30 protein-coding genes are annotated in these 25138 nt (G+C 68.5%); 21 read left to right on the top strand and 9 right to left on the bottom strand.

Annotated elements, in window-relative coordinates; genetic code table 11:
* Positions 1-4: 4 nt before the first annotated feature.
* From ABIS05_RS23415 to ABIS05_RS23405, 3 genes are all read right to left on the bottom strand, one after another.
* A complete protein-coding gene (locus ABIS05_RS23415) occupies positions 5-259 on the bottom strand; it encodes a cysteine-rich CWC family protein (protein ID WP_348010506.1) in 255 nt (84 codons plus the stop codon).
* A gap of 13 nt (positions 260-272) precedes the next feature.
* Entirely contained in the window at positions 273-962 is a 690-nt protein-coding gene (locus tag ABIS05_RS23410) for a hypothetical protein (RefSeq protein ID WP_348010505.1), read from the bottom strand.
* Between the two features lie 83 nt (positions 963-1045).
* Positions 1046-2368 (bottom strand): DUF4397 domain-containing protein, encoded by a 1323-nt coding sequence (locus tag ABIS05_RS23405; RefSeq protein ID WP_348010504.1) that lies wholly within the window; start codon positions 2366-2368, stop codon positions 1046-1048.
* A 188-nt stretch (positions 2369-2556) separates the two neighbouring features.
* Between ABIS05_RS23405 and ABIS05_RS23400 the strand changes: the two genes are divergently transcribed.
* Positions 2557-4617, top strand: coding sequence for an NADPH-dependent 2,4-dienoyl-CoA reductase (locus ABIS05_RS23400; protein ID WP_348010503.1), 2061 nt, complete (start codon positions 2557-2559; stop codon positions 4615-4617).
* Here the strand turns inward: ABIS05_RS23400 and ABIS05_RS23395 are convergent, their stop codons facing one another.
* Positions 4618-4833, bottom strand: a complete 216-nt coding sequence (locus tag ABIS05_RS23395) for a hypothetical protein (RefSeq protein WP_348010502.1) — start codon at positions 4831-4833, stop codon at positions 4618-4620. It lies immediately after the preceding gene.
* Between the two features lie 239 nt (positions 4834-5072).
* Positions 5073-5735: a DNA alkylation repair protein gene (locus ABIS05_RS23390; protein ID WP_348010501.1), complete on the bottom strand. Its 663-nt coding sequence runs from the start codon at positions 5733-5735 to the stop codon at positions 5073-5075.
* Between the two features lie 48 nt (positions 5736-5783).
* Between ABIS05_RS23390 and ABIS05_RS23385 the strand changes: the two genes are divergently transcribed.
* The 3 genes from ABIS05_RS23385 to ABIS05_RS23375 all read left to right on the top strand — a co-directional run bounded on the left by ABIS05_RS23385 (position 5784) and on the right by ABIS05_RS23375 (position 8297).
* Positions 5784-6221 (top strand): MerR family transcriptional regulator, encoded by a 438-nt coding sequence (locus tag ABIS05_RS23385; protein WP_348010500.1) that lies wholly within the window; start codon positions 5784-5786, stop codon positions 6219-6221.
* Positions 6218-6667, top strand: coding sequence for a nuclear transport factor 2 family protein (locus ABIS05_RS23380; protein WP_348010499.1), 450 nt, complete (start codon positions 6218-6220; stop codon positions 6665-6667). The genes ABIS05_RS23385 and ABIS05_RS23380 overlap by 4 nt, the downstream gene beginning before the upstream one ends.
* A gap of 73 nt (positions 6668-6740) precedes the next feature.
* Positions 6741-8297, top strand: a complete 1557-nt coding sequence (locus tag ABIS05_RS23375) for a thioredoxin family protein (RefSeq protein WP_348010498.1) — start codon at positions 6741-6743, stop codon at positions 8295-8297.
* On the opposite strand, the gene ABIS05_RS23370 is transcribed toward ABIS05_RS23375, so the two are convergent.
* Positions 8294-8500, bottom strand: a complete 207-nt coding sequence (locus ABIS05_RS23370) for a hypothetical protein (RefSeq protein ID WP_348010497.1) — start codon at positions 8498-8500, stop codon at positions 8294-8296. The two genes, ABIS05_RS23375 and ABIS05_RS23370, sit on opposite strands and share 4 nt — an antisense overlap.
* A gap of 202 nt (positions 8501-8702) precedes the next feature.
* Between ABIS05_RS23370 and ABIS05_RS23365 the strand changes: the two genes are divergently transcribed.
* The 6 genes from ABIS05_RS23365 to ABIS05_RS23340 all read left to right on the top strand — a co-directional run bounded on the left by ABIS05_RS23365 (position 8703) and on the right by ABIS05_RS23340 (position 14453).
* Positions 8703-10163 (top strand): alpha/beta fold hydrolase, encoded by a 1461-nt coding sequence (locus ABIS05_RS23365; protein ID WP_348010496.1) that lies wholly within the window; start codon positions 8703-8705, stop codon positions 10161-10163.
* Positions 10160-10942: an ATP-binding cassette domain-containing protein gene (locus tag ABIS05_RS23360; protein WP_348010495.1), complete on the top strand. Its 783-nt coding sequence runs from the start codon at positions 10160-10162 to the stop codon at positions 10940-10942. The genes ABIS05_RS23365 and ABIS05_RS23360 overlap by 4 nt, the downstream gene beginning before the upstream one ends.
* Entirely contained in the window at positions 10939-12102 is a 1164-nt protein-coding gene (locus ABIS05_RS23355; protein WP_348010494.1) for an ABC transporter permease subunit, read from the top strand. Before ABIS05_RS23360 ends, ABIS05_RS23355 begins: the two co-directional genes overlap by 4 nt.
* A 90-nt stretch (positions 12103-12192) precedes the next feature.
* Complete coding sequence (locus ABIS05_RS23350; protein WP_348010493.1) at positions 12193-13386, top strand: ATP-binding protein; 1194 nt, start codon at positions 12193-12195, stop codon at positions 13384-13386.
* Entirely contained in the window at positions 13386-13802 is a 417-nt protein-coding gene (locus ABIS05_RS23345; RefSeq protein ID WP_348010492.1) for a hypothetical protein, read from the top strand. Before ABIS05_RS23350 ends, ABIS05_RS23345 begins: the two co-directional genes overlap by 1 nt.
* Before the next feature lie 138 nt (positions 13803-13940).
* On the top strand, positions 13941-14453 hold the full coding sequence (locus ABIS05_RS23340) for a hypothetical protein (protein ID WP_348010491.1): 513 nt from the start codon (positions 13941-13943) through the stop codon (positions 14451-14453).
* Here ABIS05_RS23340 and ABIS05_RS23335 read toward each other — a convergent pair.
* From ABIS05_RS23335 to ABIS05_RS23325, 3 genes are all read right to left on the bottom strand, one after another.
* A complete protein-coding gene (locus tag ABIS05_RS23335) occupies positions 14428-14943 on the bottom strand; it encodes a hypothetical protein (protein WP_348010490.1) in 516 nt (171 codons plus the stop codon). The two genes, ABIS05_RS23340 and ABIS05_RS23335, sit on opposite strands and share 26 nt — an antisense overlap.
* A gap of 31 nt (positions 14944-14974) precedes the next feature.
* Positions 14975-16024, bottom strand: coding sequence for a thioredoxin family protein (locus ABIS05_RS23330; RefSeq protein ID WP_348010489.1), 1050 nt, complete (start codon positions 16022-16024; stop codon positions 14975-14977).
* A 129-nt stretch (positions 16025-16153) separates the two neighbouring features.
* Positions 16154-16429 (bottom strand): YkgJ family cysteine cluster protein, encoded by a 276-nt coding sequence (locus ABIS05_RS23325; RefSeq protein WP_348010488.1) that lies wholly within the window; start codon positions 16427-16429, stop codon positions 16154-16156.
* A 60-nt stretch (positions 16430-16489) separates the two neighbouring features.
* Between ABIS05_RS23325 and ABIS05_RS23320 the strand changes: the two genes are divergently transcribed.
* The 11 genes from ABIS05_RS23320 (at position 16490) to ABIS05_RS23270 (ending at position 25135) form a co-directional block, all read left to right on the top strand.
* Positions 16490-16741 (top strand): type II toxin-antitoxin system Phd/YefM family antitoxin, encoded by a 252-nt coding sequence (locus ABIS05_RS23320; RefSeq protein WP_348010487.1) that lies wholly within the window; start codon positions 16490-16492, stop codon positions 16739-16741.
* 11 nt (positions 16742-16752) lie between these two features.
* Positions 16753-17169, top strand: coding sequence for a type II toxin-antitoxin system VapC family toxin (locus tag ABIS05_RS23315; RefSeq protein WP_348010486.1), 417 nt, complete (start codon positions 16753-16755; stop codon positions 17167-17169).
* 6 nt (positions 17170-17175) lie between these two features.
* Positions 17176-19125, top strand: a complete 1950-nt coding sequence (gene mnmG / locus ABIS05_RS23310; protein WP_348010485.1) for a tRNA uridine-5-carboxymethylaminomethyl(34) synthesis enzyme MnmG — start codon at positions 17176-17178, stop codon at positions 19123-19125.
* A complete protein-coding gene (locus ABIS05_RS23305; protein ID WP_348010484.1) occupies positions 19122-19628 on the top strand; it encodes an isochorismatase family protein in 507 nt (168 codons plus the stop codon). Before mnmG ends, ABIS05_RS23305 begins: the two co-directional genes overlap by 4 nt.
* Positions 19625-20257, top strand: coding sequence for a 16S rRNA (guanine(527)-N(7))-methyltransferase RsmG (gene rsmG / locus ABIS05_RS23300; protein WP_348010483.1), 633 nt, complete (start codon positions 19625-19627; stop codon positions 20255-20257). Before ABIS05_RS23305 ends, rsmG begins: the two co-directional genes overlap by 4 nt.
* Positions 20258-20369: 112 nt before the next feature.
* Positions 20370-21143, top strand: a complete 774-nt coding sequence (locus ABIS05_RS23295; protein ID WP_348010482.1) for an AAA family ATPase — start codon at positions 20370-20372, stop codon at positions 21141-21143.
* Positions 21140-21676 carry a GNAT family N-acetyltransferase gene (locus tag ABIS05_RS23290; protein WP_348010481.1) on the top strand — a complete coding sequence of 179 codons (537 nt, stop codon included), beginning with the start codon at positions 21140-21142 and terminating at the stop codon, positions 21674-21676. Before ABIS05_RS23295 ends, ABIS05_RS23290 begins: the two co-directional genes overlap by 4 nt.
* Entirely contained in the window at positions 21669-22415 is a 747-nt protein-coding gene (locus ABIS05_RS23285) for a GNAT family N-acetyltransferase (RefSeq protein WP_348010480.1), read from the top strand. The genes ABIS05_RS23290 and ABIS05_RS23285 overlap by 8 nt, the downstream gene beginning before the upstream one ends.
* Positions 22412-22912, top strand: coding sequence for a GNAT family N-acetyltransferase (locus ABIS05_RS23280; RefSeq protein WP_348010479.1), 501 nt, complete (start codon positions 22412-22414; stop codon positions 22910-22912). The genes ABIS05_RS23285 and ABIS05_RS23280 overlap by 4 nt, the downstream gene beginning before the upstream one ends.
* Before the next feature lie 144 nt (positions 22913-23056).
* Positions 23057-24088 carry an OmpA family protein gene (locus ABIS05_RS23275; RefSeq protein WP_348010478.1) on the top strand — a complete coding sequence of 344 codons (1032 nt, stop codon included), beginning with the start codon at positions 23057-23059 and terminating at the stop codon, positions 24086-24088.
* Positions 24089-24109: 21 nt separating this feature from the next.
* Positions 24110-25135, top strand: a complete 1026-nt coding sequence (locus tag ABIS05_RS23270) for an OmpA family protein (RefSeq protein ID WP_348010477.1) — start codon at positions 24110-24112, stop codon at positions 25133-25135.
* Positions 25136-25138 lie beyond the last annotated feature (3 nt).

Genomic DNA, 25138 nt, shown 5'->3' with positions numbered 1-25138 from the left:
GGCATCATGCCAAGGCCTTGGCGCCGCCCGGCTGCCGGGCATCGGCGTCGACGAGTTCGCGCAGGCAGCGCAGGCACAGGCAGCGGCCGGGATAGCGCGCGGCCAACTCGGCGCGCAACGCGTCGGTCAGGCGGACGCCGAAACAGTCGCAGTGCCCGGCATTCACGCCGCACTCGAAGCCGCCGCCGCAGCGCGGGCAGGCTGCGGCAAGCCAGGGCGAGGCCTCGGCGGGAACGGGTGTTTTGGGGGCGGTAGTCATCCGGGCGGGCGTCTCAGAGCAGCGATTGTGGATCGTCGTCCGGCGGCGCCAGCGGCGTGGCGCGGGCCAGGGCCATCCAGGTCGCAAAGTCGGGCTTGCAGGCGCGTTTGGGCGCCGGGCGGGCGAGTTCAAGGTGAGTGGCGTGGCCAATCAGCACCCCGTACTCGGGCGGGATCTCCTCGGGCTCGGCAATGCCCGCCTTGATGACGAACCAGCATTGGCCGCACAGGGCGCGGTAGGCGGCGGATTTGGCTGGCCGGCGCAGCTCTCCGAGCAGGTCGGCGCGGCTGACCTTGATCTCGTGGATGGCGGGTTCGAGGTAGTCCTCGACCGTGCTGTGACGGATGGAATAGACGTCGGGCATGGCATTGACCCACAGGAGCTTGCCGTCCTCCTGGGGCAGGCCAGCGCGCAGCGCAAGGCCGCGCCAGGCGATGCGGCCGGCGCGCTGCATCTCGACGGCCACGCGCTCGACGAGCAGCTCGTGCGCGTCGCGTGCGGCGCGGTTGCGCGTCAGCGAATCGGCGATCAGCGTCACGCCGAGGTCGGTCACGCGCAGGCGCTCGCGGCCGTCGGGGTCAGTCAGGCGCTCGACCCACTCGGCCGCGAGCAGCTCGATCTCGACGAGGTCCTGGCAGGGCCAGCCGGCGCTGCGCCAGAGCTGGCGCAGGCGCTGCAGGTGAAAGCGCGTGGGCACGGACATGAGTCAATCTTCATGCCGGAAAGTAAAAAGCCCCTCGGGCCGGGCGGCGCGAGGGGCTGTCGAGACGCGGTTTGAGCGCTTGCTCAGCGGTCCTTGGCGAGCTTGCCGGCGACCGTGGCGGCCTTCGGGTCGCCCAGAACAAAGACCGAGTAGACGCCGCCGCTGCTGAGCTGCGTCAAGCCGGTCGTGGAGATGCCGGTGGCCGGGTTGTACAGCGGCGTCAGCTGCAGCGGCGAGTTGACGGTGATCAGCGAGCCGGTCGTGCCGGCATTGATGGTCTGCGCGGCGGACGCGGTGCCCGGCAGCACGTTGCTGACGACGGCGGTGTAGTCGACATTCAGCGTGGTGACTGCGGTGGGGTCCGACAGGCCGTTGATCAGGCGGATCTTGGCGGTGCCGCTGACGGTCGGAAGGCGGTTGTCATCGGTGATCCACACACCAGCAGCGGTGCCTGCGGTGCCGGAGACCAGCAGCGTGTAGTCGCTGCCGGCCGCCATCGTCTGGGAGGTGACGCCGATTGCAGCGCCGTCGACCGTGACGGTGGCGTTGCCGCCGCCTGCGGGCAGGCTGACGTATTCGCTAACGTTGGGCGGCAGCGAGGCCGGCAGCAGGGTGATGCCGTTGACGGAAGCGGCCACGGTGGGCGCGCCAGCCAGCGCGTTGACCGCGCGCACACGCGCCAGCGTGTTGGCGAAAGCCTTGGCGGTGCCCTTCTGCGTCAGCACGATGCCATTGACCAACGTGCCGCTGCTGGCGGACGTCAGGATCAGTGTGTGCACGCCGGCTGAGTCCAGTGTGATGGCGGGCACGTCCAGCCGCAGGTCGCTGCGCTTGGCGGCGCCGGTGACGCGCAGGCGGTAGGTGCCTGCGTTCTGCGAGATGTAGCCGCTGCCGGTGCCACCATTCAGCCCGGAGGTAGAAGCGGTGACGGTGTCGACGGCGTCATTGGGGCCGAGCAGGTAGACGTCCACCTGGCCGGCGTCGAGGGCCAGGTTGACGATCTGCAGCTTGGCCTTGCCGGCATCCGGCGCGGCCTGGTCTTCCTGCAGCAGGCTGGTTCGCACGGCACCGGCAAAACCGTAGGCGATGTAGGTGTAGTTGACACCGCCCACGAGGGTGGGCGTTGTCGCCGCGATGCTGGTGGCGGCGTCGCCAGCCAGCACCCTGGTGGCGCTTTCGCCGCTGTCTACGCTGGCGTAATCGCCCACCGTACCGTAGGCAACCTTGCTGTTGACCGTCTTGTCTTTGACCGTCAGATCAAGGGTGGCGTAGGACTGCGTGGCATTCAGCAGGCGTACTTGAGTGTTGCCGCCGTCGCCGCCCTTGCCGCCACAGGCGGTCAGGAGTGCAGTGGCCGACAAACTCAGCGTCAAGACCAGACGGGTGGCCCAGGGGGTGAATTGCATCGAGAACTCTCCGAAAAAACCAAACCGCCGGGTTGAATCCCAAAACGCGGACTCGCGATTAGAACCCAAGCCGGCGATGTCCCCATTGCCGCTGTCTAGCGGCGGGTGAAGAACTGTTGCTGCGCACCCTCCCGAGCTGAGGTGAAACCGCCAACGCCGGGCGGGCTGCGCTGGGTAGCATCGCCCGCATGAACTATCCCCGCCTCCTCGCGCCGCTGGACCTGGGCTTCACGACACTGAAGAACCGGGTGCTGATGGGCAGCATGCACACGGGCCTGGAGGACGGGCGCAAGCACTTCGAGCGCATGGCCGTGTACTTCGCCGAGCGGGCTCGCGGCGAGGTGGGGCTGATCGTGACGGGCGGCTTCGCGCCCAACATCGAGGGCTGGGCGAAGCCGTTTGCCGGCACGCTGGCGACTTCGGGCGCAGCCCGGCGGCACAAGCTCATCACGGACGCCGTGCATGCCGAGGGCGGCAAGATCGCCCTGCAGATCCTGCACACGGGCCGCTACGGCTACTCGCCGCTGTGCGTGGCGCCGTCGCGCATCCAGAGCCCGATCTCGCCGTTCACGCCGCGCGAGCTGTCGGCGCGCGGCATCGAACGGCAGATCCGCGCCTTCATCCGCTGCGCGAAGCTGGCCCGCGAGGCCGGCTACGACGGCGTGGAGGTGATGGGCTCGGAGGGTTATTTCATCAACCAGTTCCTCGCCACGCACACCAACCAGCGCGAGGACGGCTGGGGTGGGTCCTACGAGAACCGCATGCGCCTGCCGCTGGAGATCCTGGCGCGCATGCGCGAGGCGGTGGGGCCGGACTTCATCGTCATCTACCGGCTGTCGATGCTGGATCTCATCCCCAACGGCAGCTCGTGGGACGAGGTGCTGGAGCTGGCACGGCGCGTGGCGCGCGGCGGCGCGAACCTCATCAACACCGGCATTGGCTGGCACGAGGCGCGCATTCCGACGATTGCGACCAGCGTGCCGCGGGCGGGGTTTGCGTGGGTCACTGCAAAGCTTCGGGCCCAGTTGCGGGCGGAAGGCATCACGACGCCGCTGATCACCAGCAACCGCATCAACACGCCGGAGGTAGCCGAAGGCGTGCTGGCGGATGGCTCGGCCGACATGGTGTCGATGGCGCGGCCCTTCCTGGCCGACCCGGAGTTCGTGCGCAAGGCGCGCCAGGGCCGGGCCGACGAGATCAACACCTGCATCGCCTGCAACCAGGCCTGCCTGGACCACACCTTCGCGCAGAAGATCTCGACCTGCCTCGTGAACCCGCGTGCGGCCTACGAGCAGGAGATCGTGGTGCGGCCGCTGGCTTCGACCGGGGCCGCGAAGAAGCGCATCGCCGTCGTCGGCGCCGGCCCGGCGGGCCTGGCAGCAGCGACGACGCTGGCCGAGCGCGGCCACGCGGTGACGCTGTTCGACTCGGCGGCCGAGGTCGGCGGCCAGTTCAACATGGCCAAGCGCATTCCGGGCAAGGAGGAGTTCAGCGAGACGCTGCGCTATTTCCGCCGGCGCATCGAGATCACCGGCATCGACCTGCGGCTGAACTGCCGGGTCGCGGCCGAAGACCTGAAGGGCTTCGACGAGGTGCTGCTGGCCACCGGCGTCAGCCCACGCGACCCGAAGATCAAGGGCCAGGACGAGGGCGCGGCCCGCGGCCAGGTGCTGAGCTACATCGACGTGCTGAGGCATGAAAAGCCGGTCGGCGCGCGCGTCGCCATCGTCGGCGCGGGCGGCATCGGCTTCGACGTGGCGGAGTACCTGCTGGAGGCCGGCCACTCGCTGACGCTGGACCCGGCCGCTTGGCGCCGCCACTGGGGCGTGGGCGACCCCGAGCAGGTGCGCGCCGGCCTGCTGCGGCCCGCGCCCGAGGCGCCGACGCGCCAGATCACGCTGCTGCAGCGCAAGGCCGGCAAACCCGGCGCGGGCCTGGGCAAGACGACGGGCTGGATTCACCGTGCGGCGCTGAAGATGAAGCACGTGGACATGCTCGCCAGCGTGAACTACGAGGGCATCACTCCCGAGGGCCTGTGGGTCAGCTACGGCGAACACCGCAAGGATGCCCAGCTCATCGAGGCCGACACCATCGTGCTATGCGCGGGCCAGGAGCCGCTGCGTGAGCTTGAGAGTCCGCTGCGCGCGGCGGGCGTCAACGTGCACCTGATCGGCGGCGCGCTGGAGGCCGGTGAACTGGATGCCAAGCGGGCCATCCTGCAAGGGACGACGCTGGCCTGCCGGGTGTAGTCAGTGCAAGAAGTACTGGCAGAGCTGGTAGAGCAGGTCGTCGTCCTGCTCGGAGATCTCCAGGCCCGCAGCGAGCTCGAAGCTGGAGTCATACCAGCCGCAACTTTCGGGCTTGGCCTCAAGCTCAGTCTCCGGCGCCGCAACACTCGACGGCACCGTCACGGCGACGGGCAGCTTGGGGAGAGGCCGGGGTTGTGAAATGTTGAAGAGTTGCATGGCGGGCTCCGGTTTGAGGGCTTGGACGTCGTGAAGAACGTCACACCCTCAGCATCGGCGGTGGGCCCTTCCGGCGACATCACCCAGAGGGCGGAGCGATGGGGGATGCAGCTTGGGCATCTCCCCCGAGCTCCCACCAAAGGGGGATACGAAAATGGGGTCAGGTTCGATTTATGGCACCCCGTTTTGAGTCAGCCCTTGCATGGGCAGCGCTCTTTTAATCGAACCTGACCCCATTTTTAGAAGGATTCCAGCTCCCGCCTGACGTCGCTGCCTATCCAGCGCGCCGACTTCTCTTCAAGCGCACACAAGCGTTCTGCCAAAGTAAGCGCCGGCTTACGTAGCGCCGCGCTGCGCTTGCCGATCTGGCGCAGCGCCCAGTTCACGGCCTTCTTGACGAAGTTGCGCTCGTCGCCTGACGCCGCTTCGATCAGCAGCAGGCGGGAGAGGAAGTCGGCGTCCGGCCGCTGCTTCTGGTGCACCGCAGCCACGGCCAGCAGCGTGAAACCGGCGCGCTTCTCGAACTCCGGCTGGCGCACCGCCCAGCGCGGGATGGCGTCCCAGGCCAGCGGGCTCTTCACGAAAGCATTGGTGCAGGCCTGATCGCAGACGTCCCAGACGCCCATGCCGGCCACCCAGTGATCCATCTGCGCGACGGTCAGCTTCGCCGGCTCGGCCACCATGCCGGCCAGGATCTGCGCGTCGGGAATGCCGGTATCCCACAGCGCCAGCGCCAGTTCGTGATCACGCTTGAACTCGCGAGCCAGCGCCCGCAGCGTGGGCACGGCCAGGCCCAGGCGGCCGTCGCCCGTCAGGCCGAATCGGGCCATGTCCGCCAGGACATCGGGGCGGGCGGCGGCACGCAGGCGGCCGAGGGCGAGATCGAGTCGGGTGCTGGGCATGAAACGGGTCCTTGACTTCGAGTGCACTCTAGGTCGTCCAATGCCTGCATGGCACCCCGAGACGACCCTCCTCTGCTGCTGATCGGCGCGCTGGCCACGCGTTGCGGCAAGTCCGTGCATGCGATCCGCTGGTACGAAGCGCAAGGCCTGGTGCCCGGCGTGGCGCGCGACGCCGGCGGGCGGCGGCGCTACCGCGAGCAGCACGTTGCCTGGCTCGAATTGATGGAGAGGCTGCGCACGACCGGCATGTCCATCGCCGAAATGCGCCGCTACACCGAGCTCGTCACCCAAGGCCGCAAGAGCCTGGCCGCGCGACGCGACATGCTGGCCGCCCACCGTGCCGACGTGCTGGCGACCATCACGCGCTGGCAGGAGGCGCTCGCCGCGCTGGACCAGAAGCTGGATTTCTACGACGACTGGATCGCCACCGGCCAGCGCCCAGCGCTTGATCCGCTCAATCCCCTCAACCCCAGGAGCAAGCCATGACCGCCATCGACATCATCGACACCCCCGCCGCGAACAAGGCCCTGCTGCAGTCCATCTACGCCGCGCTGGCCGATGGCGACGGCGCGCCCTTCGCTGCCGCGATGCATGAGGACTTCAGCTGGACCATCGCCGGCGTCTCGCCCTGGTCGCGCTGCTGGGCCGGGCGCGACGTGGTGCGCGGTCAGCTGCTGCAGCCCTTGTTCCAGCGCTTTGCAACGCGCTACCGCAGCCACGCCCAGCGCTTCATCGCCGACGGCGACCACGTCGTCGTGCAATGCCGGGGCGAGGTGCAGACGCACGCGGGCGAGGCCTACAACAACCACTACTGCATGGTGTTCCGCCTGCAGGCCGGCCGGCTCATGGAAGTCACCGAGTACATGGACACCGACCTCGCCTGCCGCGTGCTCGGGGCGCCCGACGCCGCGCCTCATGCGGCCAGCTCATAAGCTGCGTCGGCAAACGCGCCTCGCGCGGCGCAAAGCCCGGGACAATCGCGACACCCCCTTTTCCTCGCCTGCCATGAAGCTGCTACCCCTCTTCTCGACGCTCGCGCTGGCCCTCTCCCTGAGCTGCGCCCCTGCCCACGCCACCAACAGCCCGGGCGTGTCCTGGCAGGCCGCCGCGGCCGATGCCGACATCGACCGTGCCTTCACCCAGGCCAAGGCGGAGAAGAAGCCGCTGCTGCTGTACTGGGGCGCCAAGTGGTGCCCGCCGTGCAACCAGCTGAAGGCGACGCTGTTCAATCGCGCCGACTTCATCGAGCAGAGCAAGTCCTTCGTCGCCGTGGGCATCGACGGCGACGGCCCCGGCGCGCAGAAGCTGGGCACGCGCTTCAAGGTGCGCGGCTACCCGACGCTGATCCTGTTCAATCCGAGCGGCAACGAGATCACCCGCCTGCCCGGCGAGGCCGATGCGGCGCAGGTCATGAAGGTGCTGCAGCTGGGCCTGTCCAGCGGCCGGCCGGTCAAGGCCGTGTTGGCCGATGCCAAGGCGGGCAGGAAGCTGAACGCCAACGAGTGGCGGCTGCTGGGCTTCTACGGCTGGGAGACCGATGAGCAGCAACTGCTGCCCGTGGCTGAGCGGCCGGCCACATTGACCCAGCTCGCCAAGGCCAGCGAGGGTGTCGACGCCGAGACGACGACACGGCTGTGGCTCAAGTCCATCGGCGCACTCGCCGAGGGCAAGGCGGCCGACCCGGCGCAGCTGCCGCGCCTGCGCGGCGTGCTGGCCGACGGGCCCCAAGCCCGTGCCCAGATGGACGTGCTGAGCAACGAGGCGCCCGACCTCGTCATGGCCATCACGCCGACCGCTGGCGACACGCGCGCCCAGCTCGTCGCCGAGTTCGACGCCGCACTGAAGCGCCTCAACGAAGACTCGACCCTTTCGCGCGCCGACCGCCTGAACGCGCTGCAAGCCCGCATCGAGCTTGCCCGCCTCGACACGGGCAAGGACGACCCGCATCCCAAGAGCATCCCCACCTCGCTGCAAGCCGAAGCGCGCGACCAGGCCGCGCGCGCCAACCGTGAGATCACCGACGGCTACGAGCGCCAGGCCGTCGTCACCCAGGCCGCCTACCTGCTGGGCCGCGCCGGGCTGTGGAAGGACAGCGACGAGCTGCTGAAGGCAGCGCTGGCCCGCAGCCACTCGCCCTACTACCTGATGAGCCAGCTCGGCAGCAACGCCAAGAAGCAGGGCCGCAAGGCGGACGCGCTGCGCTGGTACGAGGAGGCCTTCAACAAGAGCGAGGGCCCGGCCACGCGGCTGCAGTGGGGCTCGAACTACTTCGCCGCGTTGATCGAGCTGAGCCCGGAAGACACGCCCCGCATCGAGAAGGCCGCAGCCCAGCTGTTCGCGGAATCCGCCAAGGACCCCGGCGCCTTCTACGAACGCAGCGAGCGGTCGCTGAAGAAGGTCGCCACGCTGCTGGGTGACTGGAACAAGAGCCCCGCCCAGGCCGCCGCAGTGGGCCGGCTCAAGGCGCAGCTCGACGGCGTTTGCGGCAAGCTGGATGGCAGCGATGCCAAGGCCAAATCGGCCTGCCAGACGCTGATGGCGCCCGCCGCCAAAAAAGCCTAAGACCCGTCCGACAGCAACGGTTCGCGCCGCAGGTCGGCATCCACGTCCATCAACACGCTGGCCAATTCCAGCGTTCGCCACAGCCCCTCGGGCATCGCCATGATGGCCTCGGGGGTGCGCGCCTGGCTGACCCAGGCGCCGATCTCGGCATGCTGCTCGTGGGTAAGCAGGCAACGGTCACGCATCTCGTCGAGTGTCTGCACGCTCAGCCTTTCACGCGGCGAGGCCGCGGGTCGGAAGGTTGGGAGAACGGGCCGCAAGGCGCCTGACCGTATTGCAGCACGGGCCGCCACTCATCACGCGCCAGAGGCTATTCGACGCGCGGAAATACCGGCCACCCTTGGCACGGCGGCGGCGCACGCAACGGCCTGGATACTCGCGGCCATCCGGTCCTTGGAGCCCTGCATGCCCTTTCCCGCCCGGCGCGCCCTCGCGCTCGCCGCTGCCCTGTCCGCCGCCACGGCACAAGCCGCCACGCCGCTGAAGCCCTGCCGCATCGACGGCATCCCCAACGAGCTGCAATGCGGCAGCCTGCAACGCGCGCTGGACCCGGCGCGGCCGGACGGCGTGAAGATCGACATCCACTACCTCGTCGTGCCGGCGATGGCGCGCAACAAGCAACCCGACGCCGTGCTGATGCTGGCCGGCGGCCCCGGCCAGAGCGCCATCGGCGTGGCCGCGCGCGTGCTGCCGCGCCTGTCCCGGCTGAACAACCGGCGCGACCTCGTCTTCATCGACCAGCGCGGCACCGGCAAGTCGGCACCGCTGGATTGCCCGGATGAGACCCAGCTGCCCATCACCGAGCAGCTCGACACGACCGCGCAAATGCGCCGCCTCGACGCCTGCCGCGCCACGCTGGAGAAGCTGCCGTATGGCCAGGACGGTGGCCTGCGCTTCTTCACGACGACGATCGCGATGCAGGACATGGAGGCCGTACGCGAGGCGCTGGCCGTGCCGCAGTGGAACCTCGTCGGTGGCAGCTACGGCACGCGCGCCGCGCTTGAATATCTGCGCCAGTTCCCGACGAAAGTGCGCCGCACCGTCATCGACGGCGTAGCGCCGCCGGACATGGTGCTGCCGGCCAGCTTCTCGCCCGACACGCAGGCGGCGCTGGACAAGCTCATCGCCGCGCACGCCAAGACCCACCCCAACCTGCGCGCCGATTGGCAGAAGCTGCTCGCCTCGCTGCCGCGCCAGGTGACGGTGGCCCAGCCGCTGACCGGCACACCCGAGCATTTCACGGTCGACCGCGAGCTGCTGCTGCGCGCCGTGCGTCTGCCGCTTTATCAACCGGCGCTGGCCGCCGCGCTGCCCGCCGCCATCCACGCAGCGGCGACCGAGGGCCGCTTTGAAGGCCTGTTCGGCCTGACAACGGCCTTCACCGGCGGCAAGGGCCAGAAGCTCGCCATGGGCATGCACTTCTCCGTCATCTGCGCGGAGGACGTGCCCCGGCTGAGCAGCGCCACCGACAAGCCGGGCGAGGACTATGGCCATGTCGACGCCGACATGTACAACCGGGTCTGCAAGACCTGGCCCCGCGGCGACGTGCCGGCGGACTTCTACACGCTGCCGCCAGCGCCCAGCCCCGTGCTCGTCATGAGCGGCGGCGCCGACCCGGCCACGCCGGCCCGCCATGGCGAGCGCGTCGCCAAGGCGCTCGCCGCCGGCCACCCGGAGCGCGTGCAGCACCTCGTCGTGCCCGAGGCCGGCCACGGCGTCATGGCCGTGGGCTGCGTGCGCGACCTGATGTTCCGCTTCATCGACGCCAAGACGGACGCCGCCGCGCTGCCGCAGGACGCCGCCTGCGCGACCCGCATCCCACGCCCACCCGCCTTCCAGCCCGTGCAAGCGAGGGCCGCCCAATGATCGACATTCAGGACGTTCACAAACAGTTCGTCACCCGCACCGGCGCCGGCCTGTTCAAGCGCGGCAGCAAGGGCGTGGTCCATGCCGTGCAGGGCGTGAGCGTCGCCGCTGCCAACGGCCGCGTCACCGGCCTGCTGGGCGCCAATGGCGCGGGCAAGACGACGACGCTGCGCATGCTGGGCGGGTTGTTCGCGCCGGACCGGGGCCAGATCACGGTCGATGGCATCGTCGTGCAGGAGGCGCCGCTGAAGGCGCTGGCCCGCATGGGCATCCTCGGCGACGCGCACGGCCTCTACCCGCGCCTGAGTGCGCGCGAGAACATCGCCTACTTCGGCCGCCTGCAGGGCATGAACCCGGACGCGGCGAACGCACGCGCCGACGAGCTGGCGAAGCTGCTGGAAATGCAGTCCATCCTGGACCGCCGCGCCGAGGGCTTCAGCCAGGGCGAACGCATGAAGACGGCGCTGGCCCGCGCCCTGGTGCACGACCCCGCCAACATCGTGCTCGACGAGCCCACCAACGGCCTGGACGTGCTGGCCACCCGGGCGCTGCGCGAGGCGCTGCGCTGGCTGCGCAGCCCCGCAGGCGGCGGCAAATGCATCGTCTTCTCCACGCACATCATGCAGGAAGTTGAACAGTTATGTGACGAGGTCGTCATCGTCTCCCGCGGCCGCAGCGTGGCGCGCGGCAGCGTGCCCGAGCTGCTCGAACAGGCGGGCGAGCAACGCTTCGAGGACGCCTTCGTGAAACTCGCATTCCCCGCAGAGGTGGCGGCATGAAACAAGCATGGATCGTCTTCACCAAAGAACTGGCAGATGCCTTGCGCGACCGTCGCACGCTGCTGCGCATCCTCATCCCGGCGCTGCTGATGGGCCCGCTGCTGCTGGCGGCGCTGTCGGGCCTGATCGCCTCGCTGGAGGAGCGCGCGGACCGGCGCGAGCTGATGGCCGTGGGCCTGGAGAACGCGCCGACGCTGAAGAACTTCATCGAGCGCCAGACCTACACCATCAAGGCCGCGCCGCCCGACTACGAAGCCCAGCTGCGCGCCACGAAACTGCTTGAGCCGGTGCTCGTCGTGCCCAAGGACTTCGAGGCCCAGCTGCTGGCTGGCGAGGTGCCGACGGTGGAGATCGTCAGCGACAGCGCCAACCAGCGCGCGGGCGCCGGCGTCGGGGCTATCCAGCGCGTGCTGTGGGGCTTCAACCGCGAGCGCGCGTCGCTGAACCTGGCGATGCGCGGCGTGTCCATCGAGCTGCTGCAGCCCATCGACATCCAGGAGCGCGACCTCGCCAGCGTGCAGGCGCGCGCCGCGCGGCTGAGCAGCATCATCCCGATGTTCATCATCATGGCCGTGCTCTACGGCGCCTTGAGTGCGGCGCTCGACAGCACCGCCGGCGAACGCGAGCGCGGCTCGCTGGAGCCGCTGCTGATGAACCCCGCGCCGCACGGCGCCATCGTCGTCGGCAAGTGGGGCGCCGTGGCGCTACTGGGCATGGCGGTGGCGCTGCTGTCCTCCCTGAGCTTCGTGCCCGCGCAATGGCTGCTGAAGAGCGACAGCCTGCAGGCGATGTTCCAGTTCGGCATCGAGGAAGTGCTGGCCTTCTGGCTGCTGCAGATTCCGCTCGCGGCCGGCCTGTCGGCCATGCTGATGGCGCTGGCCATTCGCTCCAAGACCTTCAAGGAAGCGCAGGCGGGCAGCACGCTGATCGTCACCGCCATCAGCCTGGCACCCATGGTCAGCCTGCTCAACCCGGGCGGCGACGCGGCCTGGTATCTCTGGGTCCCGGGCCTGGCGCAGAACACGCTGATGCTGGCCGTGCTGAAGGGCGAAACGCTGCGCTGGGGCCAGGTGTTGCCCGGCGTCGTTGTCGGCATCGCGCTGACGGCGGTGGCGCTGTTTTACGTGGCGCGGTCGATGCGAGCGGCGGTGGCGCGATGAGAGACTAGAAATTGATTTACGGCGACATTCAACAGATTTTTGTTGAATTCGAACTAAAGTCGGTGCCTCATTCAGGCCGAGAGGCTCAACATGCTGCATCGCTACGCCTTTTCCAACTTCCAGAGCTTTAGAGACGTCACCGAGGTCTCGCTGCTCCTGAACGGCAAGGTGCCAGCCACGGGCTGGGAGGCGCGCTCGCCGGGCGGCGAACGGCTGAGCCTGGTCTCGGCCGCTGTCGGGGCCAACGGCTCAGGCAAGACGGCGCTGATCAAGCCGCTGCTGTTCGCGATCTGGTTCATCCGATCCTCATTCCAGCGCCCGGCAGACGCCCCCATTCCCGTCATGCCGCATTTCGCCGCGCCCGACCAGCCCACCGAGCTGGAGGTGGAGGCAGAAGATAAAGACGGCTTGCTCTGGCGCTATGTGCTGCGCCTGACGCCCCAACGCGTGCTGCACGAGGCGCTGTACCAGCGCAAGCGTGAACGCTTCAGCTATGTCTTTGTCCGCGACTGGTCGGAGGCCGATCAGGCGTATGACGTCAAGCAGCAGGACTTCGGCCTGGCGGCAGCCGAAGCGCGCAAGGTGCGGCCCAATGCGTCGCTGATCGCCACGGCCGCCCAGTACGGCGTGCCCTTGGCGCGGCAACTGGCCGATATCCATTTGCAAACCAATGTCGTCAGCTCCGGCCGCATGGGCTTTCGCGCCGAGAACGATCTGCCGGTGGCGGCCGGCCATTTCTCGACGAACGCGCTGCAGCAGGCGCAGATGATGCGGCTGCTCAAGGCTTGGGACCTGGGGCTGAGCGGCGTGGAGCTGAGGGAGCTGAGCCAGCAACGCCCTGATGGGGAGATCGACCGCTACTGGTTCCCGTTCGGCGTTCACACCGACCGTGCGGGGGCGGCGCGTGTGCTGTCATTCCTGGAGGAGTCCAGCGGCACCCAGAGCGCCTTTGTGCTGCTGTCACGCTTGCTGCCCGTGCTGGCGCAAGGCGGGCTGGCCGTCATCGACGAGTTCGAAGCCGACCTTCATCCTCATATGCTGGAGCCGCTGCTGGACTTGTTTGCCCATCCTGAAACCAACCCGCATCAGGCCCAGCTGCTGTTTACCTGCCATGCGTCGGAGGTGCTCAACCTGCTGCACAAATCCCAGGTGATGCTGGTGGAGAAGAACGACGCCTGCGAGAGCGCCGCGTTCCGCATGGACAGCATCAAGGGCATACGCAACGACGACAACTTCTACGCCAAATACATGGCGGGCGCCTATGGTGCCGTGCCGCAGCTCTGATGGCTCGCCATCCCCAGAAAACACCCACCCGCGAAGTACGGCGCACCCTGCTGATCGTTGGCGAAGGTCTGGCGGAAGAGGCTTTTCTGCGGCATCTCAAGGCGCTCTACGTCGAACGGGGCAGCAAGGCCGTGACGATCAAGAACGCCAAGGGAAAAGGGGGCCGCCATGTGCTCTCCTACGCACTCGCGCAGCGCAAGACCGCCGACTACGACAAGGTCGCGGCGCTGCTCGATACCGACAAGGATTGGGACGACACGCAGCGCGTACGCGCTCGTCAGCAGGGCGTCGAGGTGGTTGAAGGCCACCCCTTGTCTGGAAGCGCTGCTGCTGGCCATCGCCAGGCTGCCAGTTCGCGCATCCACTGCGGAGTGCAAACGGGATGTGACCCGCCATTTCGGCCACCCGGCGCATGACGATCAGATCTATCACCGCCATCTGCCTCGCGATGTGCTGGATGCCGCGAGGTCTCATGTGCCGGCCTTGGCCCAGTTGTTCAATCTGTTGGTCGACTGACCGGCTAGCACGAGGGCGAGGGCGACTAAGCTGCGGCCATGAAACGCTTCACCCCATTCGCGGCGATGGCCCTGCTCGCCGGCTGCACCAGCTTCAAGAGCTTCACCGCCTTTGAGCCCGCCACGCCTGCCGACTACACCGGCCCGACGGCGAATGTCGCCGATCAAGTCATGGTCATCAGCGCCCAGCGGCTGCATGTCTTCGAGATCACGCAGGTCGACGGCCGGCGCCTGGCCAGCAGCAGCATGGCCAGCAAGCGGGCCGGCGAGGGCAGCGGCATGACGCTGACGCCGGTGGCGCTGACCAACGAGCTGCCCCTGCGCCCGGCACAGGTGAAGCTGCAGGCCACAACGCAGTACGCCTCGCCCATGCTCGCGATGGCCAACACAAGCTGCCGCACGGTGGGCGAGGTGAGCTTCACGCCCACGGAAGGCAAGCGCTACATCGTCACCGGGCAGATCGCTGCCAAGGCCTGCGAGGTCTGGATCGAAGACGCTGCGACCGGGCAGCCCGTCACCGAGAAGATCAGCGGCCCGGGGACGGAGCGCTGAGTCGACGCGCGGCCGCCTTGAGCAGTGCCCGCGAATACCAGCGGTGAAAGCCCAGCAGCGCGTGGAAGACGCGGCCCATCTGCGCCTCCCCACCGACCGAGCGGCGGCGGGGGACCACGGCCGAGCCGAACCACAGCGTCGTGCCCCCGCCCTCGCCCGCCTCGGCCTTGAACCAGGAGCGCGTGGCGCCGCTGTCCTCGTGCATCAACAGCTCGTCGCCCTCGCGGGCCTGGACGGTCCAGATGGCGATGCGCTGGGCCTCGCCGCGCGCCACGGCCCGGGCCAACGCGTCACTGGACGGCTTGCCGAACAGCGCGAGCAGTGCGCGCTCCACCTTGAAGAGGCGTGTTGTGTAGAAGGCCTCGACGAACTCGGCCAGGCCGACGGTGCGCGGGAATGGCAGCGTGTAGGCGTCGGCAAAGGCGCTGCGTTCGGCGGCAAGCCGGGCCAACAGGCTGCCGGGCGGCAGCGGGGTTTCGGTGGGCTTCATGGCCAGCGAGGGTAGCCGCCGGCGGCATGGGTCAGCGCAGACCGTCCAGCAGCGCCTTGCGCAAGGTGGCTTCGTCGGCCTTGCCCATCTGGCGGCGCATCAGCTGGCCGTCCTGGAAGGTGAAAACCGTCGGCAGGCCGCCGACGCCGTACTGGGTGACGAAATCGTTGTTGCTCATGGACGTCCAGGGCTGAAACGCCACGCGCACGAAGGTGATGCCGCCCTTGGCGGCTTCGGCCTGCGCCAGCGCATTGAACGGCGGGTTGGCGGGAATGCAGTAAGTGCAATTGGGGTCGTAGGAGCTCAGCTGCACCACCACCCAGCCCTTGGTCTTTCGTAGCCAGGCGCTCAGTTCGCCAGGGGCGATGTCTTTGACGAAGGGCGCACCGGTGGCGGCCGACGCAGGTGCTGGTGGCGGGGCAGCCACGCGGCCCGGCGGTGCCGGCAGCGGTGCGTCGGCCACGGGCGCACGCTGGGCGGCCACGTAGGCGAGCAGCGGCCCGCGGTCCAGGCCGGGCGCGCTGACGGTCTTGATGGTCGACGCATAGCCCTGGTAGGCGGTGCCCACACGGATGGCCACGATGGCGTCGGCACGGTGGCCGATGAGGTACATGCCGCGGTCGCCGAAAAAGTTGTAGCCCAGCTTCTTGGCGAGGTCCAGCTCGTGGAACCAGTAGACCGACGCGTCTGCGGCGCCGTCGGGCGCGGCGCAAGGGATTTCGCAAATGGTGACGAGCTCGAAGCCCTGCTCCTTCAGCTGGCCGGCGTAGTGGCGTGCGATGAGCAAGGGGCTGTCGTCAGCTTTGTGCTTGTACTGCACCATGGCCACCGTACCCTCGTAGGGCAGGCGCCAGCGGCTGGTGCGATTGGAGTTGGTGGCGCTGCGTTGCGGTGGGCTGATGGGCAGCGCGCCCGCTTCCAGCGGGTTGTCGTAGCGGCCCATCAGCTCGGCGCGCGGGTAGGGCCGCAGCTCGTCCACGGCAGCCTGGGCGCCGGCCATGCACAGCAGGCAGAGGGACGCAGCCAACAGGCGGTGCGGCCAGCCATTCACCGCAGCGCGGCGACGTCGTTCAGATCTCATGTTTCTCCCTGCACGTCATGTTGAAAGCCCGTGCGGGTGCGCGGGCGGGCGGCAGTCTAGAAGCGCGGCGAAAGGGTCCGCTCGATGATGTGGTTACCAACTGTTCGCGGCGCAGACCTGTCAGACCGGTCAGGGCCGCCAGGCAGCCAGACCGGGCGCCGTCTCGCGCTCCATCCAGCCCAACCAGCGCATCGCCTGCTCGCGGTTGTCGCCACACATGTCCTCATGCGGCTGCAGCGAGCCGCAAACCGCCGGCCGCTCGGGCTGGCCGAAGATCATGCAGCGCAGCTCGTCGTCCAGCTGCACGCAGCGCACGCCGGCCGGCTTGCCGTTCGGGTGGCCAGGAATGGGTGAGCTGATCGACGGGGCGATGCAGCAGGCGGCGCAGTGGGGGCGGCAGTCCATTGGCAGAATTGTCGGGGCAGCCTTAAAATGTGCAAATCTAGAGTTTTGTACAAAATCACAATGCACAGCCTGCCGTTGAGTGAATTCCGCGCCAATGTGTCTGCCATGCTGGACCTGGTGGAGCAGGGCGAGACCGTGCGCATCCTGCGCCACGGCAAGCCGGTGGCGGAGCTGGTGCCGGTGGTGGAGAAGGCCGCCGCACCCGACCATGTGCCGAGCTGGAAGCGTCCGTTCGAACCGCTGATCAGCCTGCCGGCGGGGTATTCGGCGGTCAAGGCGCTGCTCGACGAGCGCGAACAGTCGCCCTGGTGAGTGAGCGAAGCATGCGCATCCTTTTCGACAGCTCGGCGCTGCTGAAGCGCTACCTGCCCGAAGCCGGCCGCGACGCGGTGTTGGCCTGGGTTCAAAAGGCAGACGCGATCATGGTCGCCCCGCACACCAAGCTGGAGCTGCACTCGGCTCTGGCGCGCCTGCAGCGGGAGGCTGCGCTCACGGCCGATTCGCTGCGGGGCACGGGCGAGGAGATCGAGCGAAGTTTTGCCGACGTCGAGGTGCTGCCCTTCACGCCGCAGCTGGAGCGTGCCGCCGTGCGGGCGCTGTATGCCGCCCCGGTCCGCGCGATGGACGCGTTGCATGTGGGCGCCGCATGGCTGACGCGGGCCGACCTGTTCATCACCGCTGATCGCCGCCAGGCCGCCGCCGCCCGCGCGATGGGCCTGCCCACCGAATTGCTGGAGTAATCGACCATGCTGTACCCAAAAGAATTCGACGTCATCGTCGTCGGCGGTGGCCATGCCGGCACCGAAGCGGCGCTGGCCGCCGCCCGCATGGGCGCGCAGACGCTGCTGCTGACCCACAACATCGAGACGCTGGGCCAGATGAGCTGCAACCCCAGCATCGGCGGCATCGGCAAGGGCCACCTGGTCAAGGAGGTCGACGCGCTGGGCGGCGCGATGGCGCTGGCCACCGATGAGTCGGGCATCCAGTTCCGCATCCTCAACGGCAGCAAGGGCCCGGCCGTGCGCGCCACCCGCGCGCAGGCAGACCGCATCCTCTACAAGGCCGCCATCCGCCGCATGCTGGAGAACCAGCCCAATCTGCAGCTGTTCCAGCAGGCAGTGGACGACTTGGTGGTCGAAGGCGACCGCGTCGTCGGCGCCGTCACGCAGAGCGGCATCACCTTCCGCGGCCGCGCCGTCGTGCTGACGGCTGGCACCTTTCTGGACGGGCGCATCCACATGGGCCTGCAGAACTACCCGGCGGGCCGTGCGGGCGACCCGCCGGCCGTGTCGCTGTCCGTCCGGCTCAAGGAGCTGAAGCTGCCGCAAGGCCGCCTCAAGACCGGCACGCCGCCGCGCCTGGACGGCCGCACCATCGACTTCTCCAAGTGCGAGGCCCAGCCCGGCGACCTGAACCCGTCGCCGGTGTTCAGCTTCATGGGCAACGCCGCGATGCACCCGCAACAGGTGCCGTGCTGGATCACCCATACCAACCTGCGCACGCACGAGATCATTCGCAGCGGCTTCGACCGCAGCCCCATGTTCACCGGCGTCATCGAAGGCGTGGGCCCGCGCTACTGCCCGAGCATCGAGGACAAGGTCAACCGCTTCGCCGACAAGGACTCGCACCAGATCTTCCTGGAGCCCGAGGGCCTGACGACGCATGAGTTCTACCCCAACGGCATCTCCACCTCCCTGCCCTTCGACATCCAGCTCGCCGCCGTGCGCAGCATTCCGGGCCTGGAAAACGCGGACATCCTGCGCCCCGGCTACGCCATCGAATACGACTACTTCGACCCGCGCGGGCTGAAGGCCTCGTTCGAAACCAAGGTGATCCAGGGCCTGTTCTTCGCCGGGCAGATCAATGGCACGACGGGCTACGAAGAAGCGGCGGCGCAAGGCCTGTTCGCCGGGCTGAACGCGGCGCTGCAAGTTCGCGGTGACGCGGCTTGGACGCCCGCACGCGACCAGGCCTACCTGGGCGTGCTCGTGGACGACCTCATCACCAAGGGCGTGACCGAGCCCTACCGCATGTTCACCAGCCGCGCCGAGTTCCGGCTGCAGCTGCGCGAGGACAACGCCGACGCCCGGCTGACCGAAGCCGGCCGCGCCATGGGCCTGGTGGACGACGCCCGGTGGGCCGCGTTCAACCGCAAGCGCGATGCTGTTTCACGGGAAACAGAGAAGCTGAAGAGCACCTTGGTTCACCCCGGCATCCTGCCGGCGGCGGACGCGGAGCGGCTGGTCGGCAAGGCGTTGGAGCGTGAGTACACGTTGGCAGACCTGCTGCGTCGGCCCGGCGTGGTGTTCGACACCGTCGCCGAAGTGGCCTCCATTGCACGGCCCGAGGTCGGTGTTTCACGTGAAACCTTGGTCGTCGAACTCGGCGCCGAGCTGGCCAGCCTTGTCACCGAACAGGTCGAAATCAGCACCAAGTACGCCGGCTACATCAACAAGCAGGTCGACGACGTCGCCCGCGCCGCTCACTTCGAGCACCTGAAGCTGCCCGACGAGCTGGACTACGGCCTCGTCCACGCCCTCTCCTTCGAGGCGCGCCAGAAGCTCAACACGCACCGCCCCGAGACGCTGGGTCAGGCTTCGCGCATTTCCGGTATCACCCCGGCAGCGGTCTCGCTGCTGCTGGTGCATCTCAAAAAGGGCAAGTTCAAGGGGTTCACGGAAGCGGAGGCGGCATGAGCGCCGCCCTCATCATCATCGATACCCAGGTGGGCGCCCTCACCGGCCAATGGGCCATGCCTGACGGTGATGCCCTCATTGCCGCCTGCCAGAGCGCCGTCGCCCACGCCCGTGCCAAAGGGTGGACCGTGATATGGGTGCAGCACCATGAACCGGGTGGTGCCATGGACGGTGCCGGCTTCGCTATCGACCCACGCCTCGAACCGGCGGCCGACGAAGCACGTGTCCTGAAGGTCGAGGCCGATGCCTTCAGCAACGCTGCCCTCGGCCAACTCTTGTCCGGCTACGACCGCATCCTGCTCGCCGGCCTGCAAAGCGACTGCTGCGTCCAGGCAACGGCACTGGGTGGGCAGCGGCGCGGATTCCCCGTGACGCTGGTGGCGGACGCCCACCACACTTGGTCGCGGCAAGACTTGACGGCCGCCGCCGTCCGCGACCGGGTGACCCGGGAACTTCGAGAGGCAGGCATTCCCCTGACGACCCTGGTCGAGGTGCTGGCTTGAATCTCGCAGACCGTTTGGCTCACGACGTCGCGTCCCTGGGTCTAGAACTCCTCCCGTATCAACAGGAGCAGCTGCTGGCCTATCTGGCCTTGCTGCAGAAGTGGAACAAGGTCTACAACCTGACCGCCGTGCGCGACCCGGCGCAGATGCTGAGCCACCACCTGATCGACAGCCTGTCCGTTATCGCGCCACTGCAGCGCCACGGTGCGCCGGCCAGGTTGATGGACGTTGGCGCAGGCGGCGGCTTGCCCGGCATCGTCATCGCCATCTGCTGCCCCGGCACCGACGTGAGTTGCGTCGACGCCGTTGCCAAGAAGGCGACCTTCATCCAGCAGGTGGCGGCCGAGTTGAAGCTGCGCAATCTGCATGGCGTGCACAGCCGCGTCGAGGCGCTGAGCACCGCGCCGTTCGATGTCATTACCTCCCGCGCGTTCGCGTCACTGGTCGATTTCACCAGCCTGACCCGCCAACACTTGGCCGAAGGCGCGGTGTGGATGGCCATGAAGGGCCAGCACCCCGCCGACGAAATCGCTGCGTTGCCCGCTGACGTGGAGGTGTTTCACGTGGAACAACTGGCCGTACCGAGCCTGGACGCCCAGCGCTGCATCATCTGGATGCGGCTGAAGTAGAAATGCAACCACAGAGGCACTGAGGCACGGAGTAGCTCCAAAAGCCTTTGAATATGCATTCCTCCGTGGCTCTGTGCCTCTGTGGTTGCATTTGTCACCGCTACCATCCTCCATGGCCAAAATTTTCTGCATCGCCAACCAGAAGGGCGGCGTTGGCAAGACCACCACCACCGTCAACCTTGCCGCCGGCCTCGCGCAAATCGGCCAGCGCGTCCTCGTCGTCGACCTGGACCCGCAGGGCAACGCCACCATGGGCTCGGGCATCGACAAGCGCAAGTTGGAGCTGACCGTCTACGACGTGCTGCTGGAGTCCGCCACCATCACCGAAGCGCGCATCCGGGCCGAAAAATCCGGCTACGACGTGCTCGGCGCCAACCGCGAACTGGCCGGGGCCGAGGTCGACCTGGTGGCGCTGGAGCGCCGCGAGAAGCGCATCAAGCAGGCGCTCGCCGAGGTCCAGGCCGAGTACGACTTCATCCTCATCGACTGCCCGCCGTCGCTGTCCATGCTGACGCTGAACGGCCTGTGCAGCGCCCACGGCGTCGTCGTGCCGATGCAGTGCGAGTACTTCGCGCTCGAAGGCCTGACCGATCTGGTCAACACCATCAAACAGATCCACGCCAACCTCAACCCCGACCTGCAGATCATCGGCCTGCTGCGCGTCATGTTCGACCCGCGCATCACGCTGCAGCAGCAGGTCAGCGACCAGCTCAAGGCTCACTTCGGCAACAAGGTTTTCGACACCGTCATCCCGCGCAACGTGCGCCTGGCCGAAGCGCCCAGCCACGGGCTGCCAGGCGTCGTGTTCGACCCCAGCTCCAAGGGCGCGGTGGCGTTTGTGGAGTTCGCCAAGGAGATGGTGAGGCGGATTGAGACGATGAGATGAGCCTCGTCGCACTGCGGGCCATGCGTACCGAGGACGCCGACGCCGTCGCCGCCCTGCACGCCACCAGCTGGCGCAGCGCCTATCGCGGCATGCTGCCGGACGACTTCCTCGACAACCACGTCGTCGCCGACCGCCAAGCCGTCTGGCGCGAACGCCTGTTGGGTCCGGCCACCGCGCCCGCCTTCGGCGTCGTTGCGGAAGACGCCGCAGGCCGGATGATCGGCTTCGCCTACGTGCAGCCCCACCACGACCCCGTCTGGGGCACGCTGGTCGACAACCTCCACGTCCACCCCGATCACAAGGGCGGCGGCCTTGGCCGCAGGTTGCTTCAGGCCGTGGCCACACGACTTGGCCCCGAGCACACCCAGCCCGTCTTCCTCTGGGTGCTCGACGCCAACGAGCCCGCCAAGCGCTTCTACGCCCGCATGGGCGCCGAGTTCGCCGAGCGGGGCGTGGCACCGCCCTTCGGCGGCGTGTCGCTGCCGGAGTGGCGATGCGTGTGGCGCGACCTTTCGACGCTGACCGATGCTTGATGCCCTCGCCCTGCGCGCCGAACACGCCGGCCTCGACGCCAGCGCGCCGCCCCAGCAAGCCAACATCGACGGCTGGCTGATCCGCCTGTCGCCCGGCAAGGCCAAGCGCTCGCGCTGCATCAATGCGCTGCGCCAGGGCAGCCTGCCGCTGGACGACCTGCTCGCCCGCTGCCAGCACGCCTACGACGCCGCCGGCCTACCGCTGGCCGTGCGGGTGACCCCCTGGAGCCAGCCCGCCAACCTGGACGCGCAGCTGGCCGCCAAGGGCTGGGGCGTGTTCGACGCGGCCCATGTGATGGTGCTGGGCGCCCTCATCCCCGAGCCCGCTCCGACCGCCCTCCAGGCCCTCGACGCCGCCGCCTACGCCGCCCTCGTCGGCACGCTGCGTGGATCCTCAGCGACGGCCATTGCCGCCCACGCCGAGCGCATCGCTAACGCCCCAGTCCCCTACCAGGGCTTCGCGCTGACCGACGCGACCGGTGCGCTGCTCGCCTGCGGCCAGATGGTCGTCGACGGTGACATCGTCGGCCTCTACGACATCGCTGCGGCCGTCCCCCGCCAGGGCCACGCCGACCGCCTTTGCCGCGCGCTGCTCGCCCTCGCCCATGCCCAGGGCGCACGCCAGGCCTACCTGCAGGTGGGCAGCGACAACGAGGTCGCCCAGCGGCTGTACACGCGCCTGGGCTTCGTCTTCGCCTACCGCTACCACTACCGCAGCCCGGAGCTCAAACTCGCTTGAAGCTGCGCCGCCTCGAACCCACGGACCTGGCCGCCTTCCAGGCCTACCGCAACGACCCCGACGTGGGCCGCTGGCAGGGCTGGATACCCAAGTCCGATGCCGAGGCGCTGGCCTTCCTGAACGAGATGGCCGCCGTGCCCCTCTTCCGGCCGGGCGAGTGGACACAGCTCGGCATTGCCGACGAGCTGACCGGCCAACTGCTCGGCGACCTGGGCGTCTATGTCAACAGCGATGGCGTCGAGGCCGAGTTCGGCTTCACGCTGGCCCGCGCCGCCCAGGGCCGCGGTGTTGCGAGCGCTGCGGTGTGCGAAGCCATCGCCCTCGTGTTCGACCAGACGCCGGTGGCGCGCATCCACGCCCAGACCGACGCGCGCAACACCGCCTGCATCCGCCTCCTGGAGCGCCTGGGCGCGCCGCTGCTGGCGCGCATCGCCACCGAGTTCCGCAGCGAGCCCTGCACTGAGTTGCGCTACGAGCTGGCCCGCCGGCCGGGCTGAGCGTCCGGGTTGCCGTCGGCCGTTACGGCCCGGCACAAATCAAGCGCGGCCGACCCCGCCTTGCCCCAAGTTTGCAGTCCGCCCGCCGGCCGGGCGCATGCGTGGACTGCGGCAACATTGCCACTCCCTCACCTCTACCTTGCCATGACACTGACTCGCGCTGCCTTCGTTGCCCTGCTCGCCTCTTTTACCCTCAGCACCGCGCACGCCGACGCCCCCAAAGCCGACGTTGCGCGCAGCGCCGACCACCCGGTGCTCAAACGCTTCACCGGCAGCGTGCTCGCCGGCTACGCACAGCAAGACTGGGACGCTCGCAGCTTCCCCGACGCCAGCGGTGTGTCCAAGACCGAAGACCAGTTCGCCCGCCCGGTCAACATCGAAGGCAAGGTCACGCGGCTGTACTACCTGGCGCCGCTGGGCAAGAGCCCGCTGGAGGTCTTCCGCAACTACCAGCAGGCGTTGGTCGCCGCCGGCTTCAAGACGACCTGGAGTTGCGAGAGCGAGGCGCAGGGCTGCACCAAGGCCTACTTCGCGCTGGATGGCGCCGAGCGCGCCAAGGGCATGCGCTGGGCCGAGGGCAATCTGCCCGCGATGGACGGCCCGCACGCCGGCGCCGCCTGGAACCTGGCGATGGCCCTCAGCCACGAGCAGGCGCGCCTGATGGTGGGCACGCTGACCAGCGGCGGTCGCGTGCTGAACCTGCTGCTGTTCACGTCCCTGGCCGAGAACGAATACACGCATCGCGCCGCCACCTACATCGAGATCGTCGAGCCCAAGGCCATGCCCACGGGCCAGGTCACGGTCGACGCCAAGGTCATCAGCCAGGGCCTGCAGGCCGAAGGCAAGGTGGCGCTGTACGGCCTGTTCTTCGACACCGGCAAGACCGACGTCAAGCCCGACAGCGCCGCACAGCTCGACCAGATGGCGGCTGTGCTCAAGGCCCAGCCGGCGCTGAAGGTGCTGATCGTCGGCCACACCGACAACGTCGGCGCCATCGACGCCAACCTCGCGCTGAGCCAGGGCCGCGCGCAGGCTGTGGTGGCTGCACTGACGCAGCGGGGCATTGCCGCCAACCGGCTGCAGGCGCGCGGCATTGCCAACTTCGCACCGGTCTCGTCCAACGCCGCCGATGACGGCCGCGCGAAGAACCGCCGCGTCGAGATGGTCCTTCAATAACGCATCAACCCGACTGACCTCATGAAGACTTTTGCTCATTGCGCCGCCGCCCTGCTGGCCGCCGCCTTCGCCACCGCCGCGCCAGCGGCCGACAAACCCGTCGTCGACCTGCCCGGCGCCGCCGACCATCCCCTCGTCAAGCGCTTCGCCGGCTCCTGGTTGGCCGGCCAGAGCATCTCCAACTGGGACGCCGCCGTGCTGCCCGGCAGCGCCGAGATGGCCAAGACCGACGGGCGCCAGTTCAAGGACCCGCTCAACCTCGAAGGCAAAGTCACGCGCACCCTCTACATCGCGCCGCGCGGCAAGGCCGCGCTGGAGGTGTGGCGCAACTACGAGCAGGCGCTGAACGCCGCCGGCTTCAAGAAGCGCTTCTCGTGCGAAAGCAAATGCGCCGACCTCTACTTCGCCTGGTGGAAGACGAGCGATCCCAACAAAGGCATGACCTGGGCCAAGGGCAGCGTCGAGACGCCAACCGGCAGCCGCTACGACCTGACCTCGGCCCTGTCCCCCGAAGACGGCCGCATGCTCGTCGGCACGCTCGGCAAGCCGGGGCACGAGGCCACGGTGCTGCTCTACAACTCGCTGGCCGCCAATGCGACGACCGGCCTCGTCACGACCTATCTGCAGATCGTCGAGCCCAAGGCCATGGAGACCGGCCAGGTCACCGTGGACCCGGCGGCCCTGCAGGCGGGCCTCGCGGCGGAAGGCCGCGTCACGCTGACAGGCCTGTTCTTCGACACCGGCAAGACCGAGCTCAAGCCCGAGTCCAAGCCCCAGCTCGAAGCCATGGCCGAACTGCTGAAGAGCCAGCCGGCGCTGAAGGCCTGGATCGTCGGCCACACCGACAACGTCGGCGGTTTCGACGCCAACGAGAAGCTCAGCCTCGCCCGCGCCCAGGCCGTGGCGGCGGCGCTCACGGCGGCGCCCTTCAAGGTCGACGCCAAGCGCGTCGTGCCCAAGGGCCTGGCGAGCCTGGCGCCGGTGGCGGGCAATGGCGATGACGCGGGCAAGGCGAGGAACAGGCGCGTGGAGCTGGTGGCGCAGTAGCCC

Origin of the sequence: Roseateles sp., from assembly GCF_039929605.1 — a bacterium.
Classification (GTDB): domain Bacteria; phylum Pseudomonadota; class Gammaproteobacteria; order Burkholderiales; family Burkholderiaceae_C; genus Pelomonas.
This window is presented reverse-complemented; position numbering and strand designations above follow the sequence as displayed.

Coding starts and splice junctions, on each gene's coding strand:
- ABIS05_RS23295 (WP_348010482.1), top strand. CDS start 20,370: ATGGCCAAAATTTTCTGCATCGCCAACCAGAAGGGCGGCGTTGGCAAG.
- ABIS05_RS23315 (WP_348010486.1), top strand. CDS start 16,753: ATGCGCATCCTTTTCGACAGCTCGGCGCTGCTGAAGCGCTACCTGCCC.
- ABIS05_RS23380 (WP_348010499.1), top strand. CDS start 6,218: ATGACCGCCATCGACATCATCGACACCCCCGCCGCGAACAAGGCCCTG.
- ABIS05_RS23410 (WP_348010505.1), bottom strand. CDS start 962: ATGTCCGTGCCCACGCGCTTTCACCTGCAGCGCCTGCGCCAGCTCTGG.
- ABIS05_RS23320 (WP_348010487.1), top strand. CDS start 16,490: ATGCACAGCCTGCCGTTGAGTGAATTCCGCGCCAATGTGTCTGCCATG.
- ABIS05_RS23290 (WP_348010481.1), top strand. CDS start 21,140: ATGAGCCTCGTCGCACTGCGGGCCATGCGTACCGAGGACGCCGACGCC.
- ABIS05_RS23325 (WP_348010488.1), bottom strand. CDS start 16,429: ATGGACTGCCGCCCCCACTGCGCCGCCTGCTGCATCGCCCCGTCGATC.
- mnmG (WP_348010485.1), top strand. CDS start 17,176: ATGCTGTACCCAAAAGAATTCGACGTCATCGTCGTCGGCGGTGGCCAT.
- ABIS05_RS23305 (WP_348010484.1), top strand. CDS start 19,122: ATGAGCGCCGCCCTCATCATCATCGATACCCAGGTGGGCGCCCTCACC.
- ABIS05_RS23275 (WP_348010478.1), top strand. CDS start 23,057: ATGACACTGACTCGCGCTGCCTTCGTTGCCCTGCTCGCCTCTTTTACC.
- ABIS05_RS23335 (WP_348010490.1), bottom strand. CDS start 14,943: ATGAAGCCCACCGAAACCCCGCTGCCGCCCGGCAGCCTGTTGGCCCGG.
- ABIS05_RS23385 (WP_348010500.1), top strand. CDS start 5,784: ATGGCACCCCGAGACGACCCTCCTCTGCTGCTGATCGGCGCGCTGGCC.
- ABIS05_RS23390 (WP_348010501.1), bottom strand. CDS start 5,735: ATGCCCAGCACCCGACTCGATCTCGCCCTCGGCCGCCTGCGTGCCGCC.
- ABIS05_RS23345 (WP_348010492.1), top strand. CDS start 13,386: ATGGCTCGCCATCCCCAGAAAACACCCACCCGCGAAGTACGGCGCACC.
- ABIS05_RS23270 (WP_348010477.1), top strand. CDS start 24,110: ATGAAGACTTTTGCTCATTGCGCCGCCGCCCTGCTGGCCGCCGCCTTC.
- ABIS05_RS23285 (WP_348010480.1), top strand. CDS start 21,669: ATGCTTGATGCCCTCGCCCTGCGCGCCGAACACGCCGGCCTCGACGCC.
- ABIS05_RS23340 (WP_348010491.1), top strand. CDS start 13,941: ATGAAACGCTTCACCCCATTCGCGGCGATGGCCCTGCTCGCCGGCTGC.
- ABIS05_RS23400 (WP_348010503.1), top strand. CDS start 2,557: ATGAACTATCCCCGCCTCCTCGCGCCGCTGGACCTGGGCTTCACGACA.
- ABIS05_RS23395 (WP_348010502.1), bottom strand. CDS start 4,833: ATGCAACTCTTCAACATTTCACAACCCCGGCCTCTCCCCAAGCTGCCC.
- ABIS05_RS23375 (WP_348010498.1), top strand. CDS start 6,741: ATGAAGCTGCTACCCCTCTTCTCGACGCTCGCGCTGGCCCTCTCCCTG.
- ABIS05_RS23415 (WP_348010506.1), bottom strand. CDS start 259: ATGACTACCGCCCCCAAAACACCCGTTCCCGCCGAGGCCTCGCCCTGG.
- ABIS05_RS23360 (WP_348010495.1), top strand. CDS start 10,160: ATGATCGACATTCAGGACGTTCACAAACAGTTCGTCACCCGCACCGGC.
- ABIS05_RS23330 (WP_348010489.1), bottom strand. CDS start 16,024: ATGAGATCTGAACGACGTCGCCGCGCTGCGGTGAATGGCTGGCCGCAC.
- ABIS05_RS23355 (WP_348010494.1), top strand. CDS start 10,939: ATGAAACAAGCATGGATCGTCTTCACCAAAGAACTGGCAGATGCCTTG.
- ABIS05_RS23405 (WP_348010504.1), bottom strand. CDS start 2,368: ATGCAATTCACCCCCTGGGCCACCCGTCTGGTCTTGACGCTGAGTTTG.
- ABIS05_RS23365 (WP_348010496.1), top strand. CDS start 8,703: ATGCCCTTTCCCGCCCGGCGCGCCCTCGCGCTCGCCGCTGCCCTGTCC.
- ABIS05_RS23350 (WP_348010493.1), top strand. CDS start 12,193: ATGCTGCATCGCTACGCCTTTTCCAACTTCCAGAGCTTTAGAGACGTC.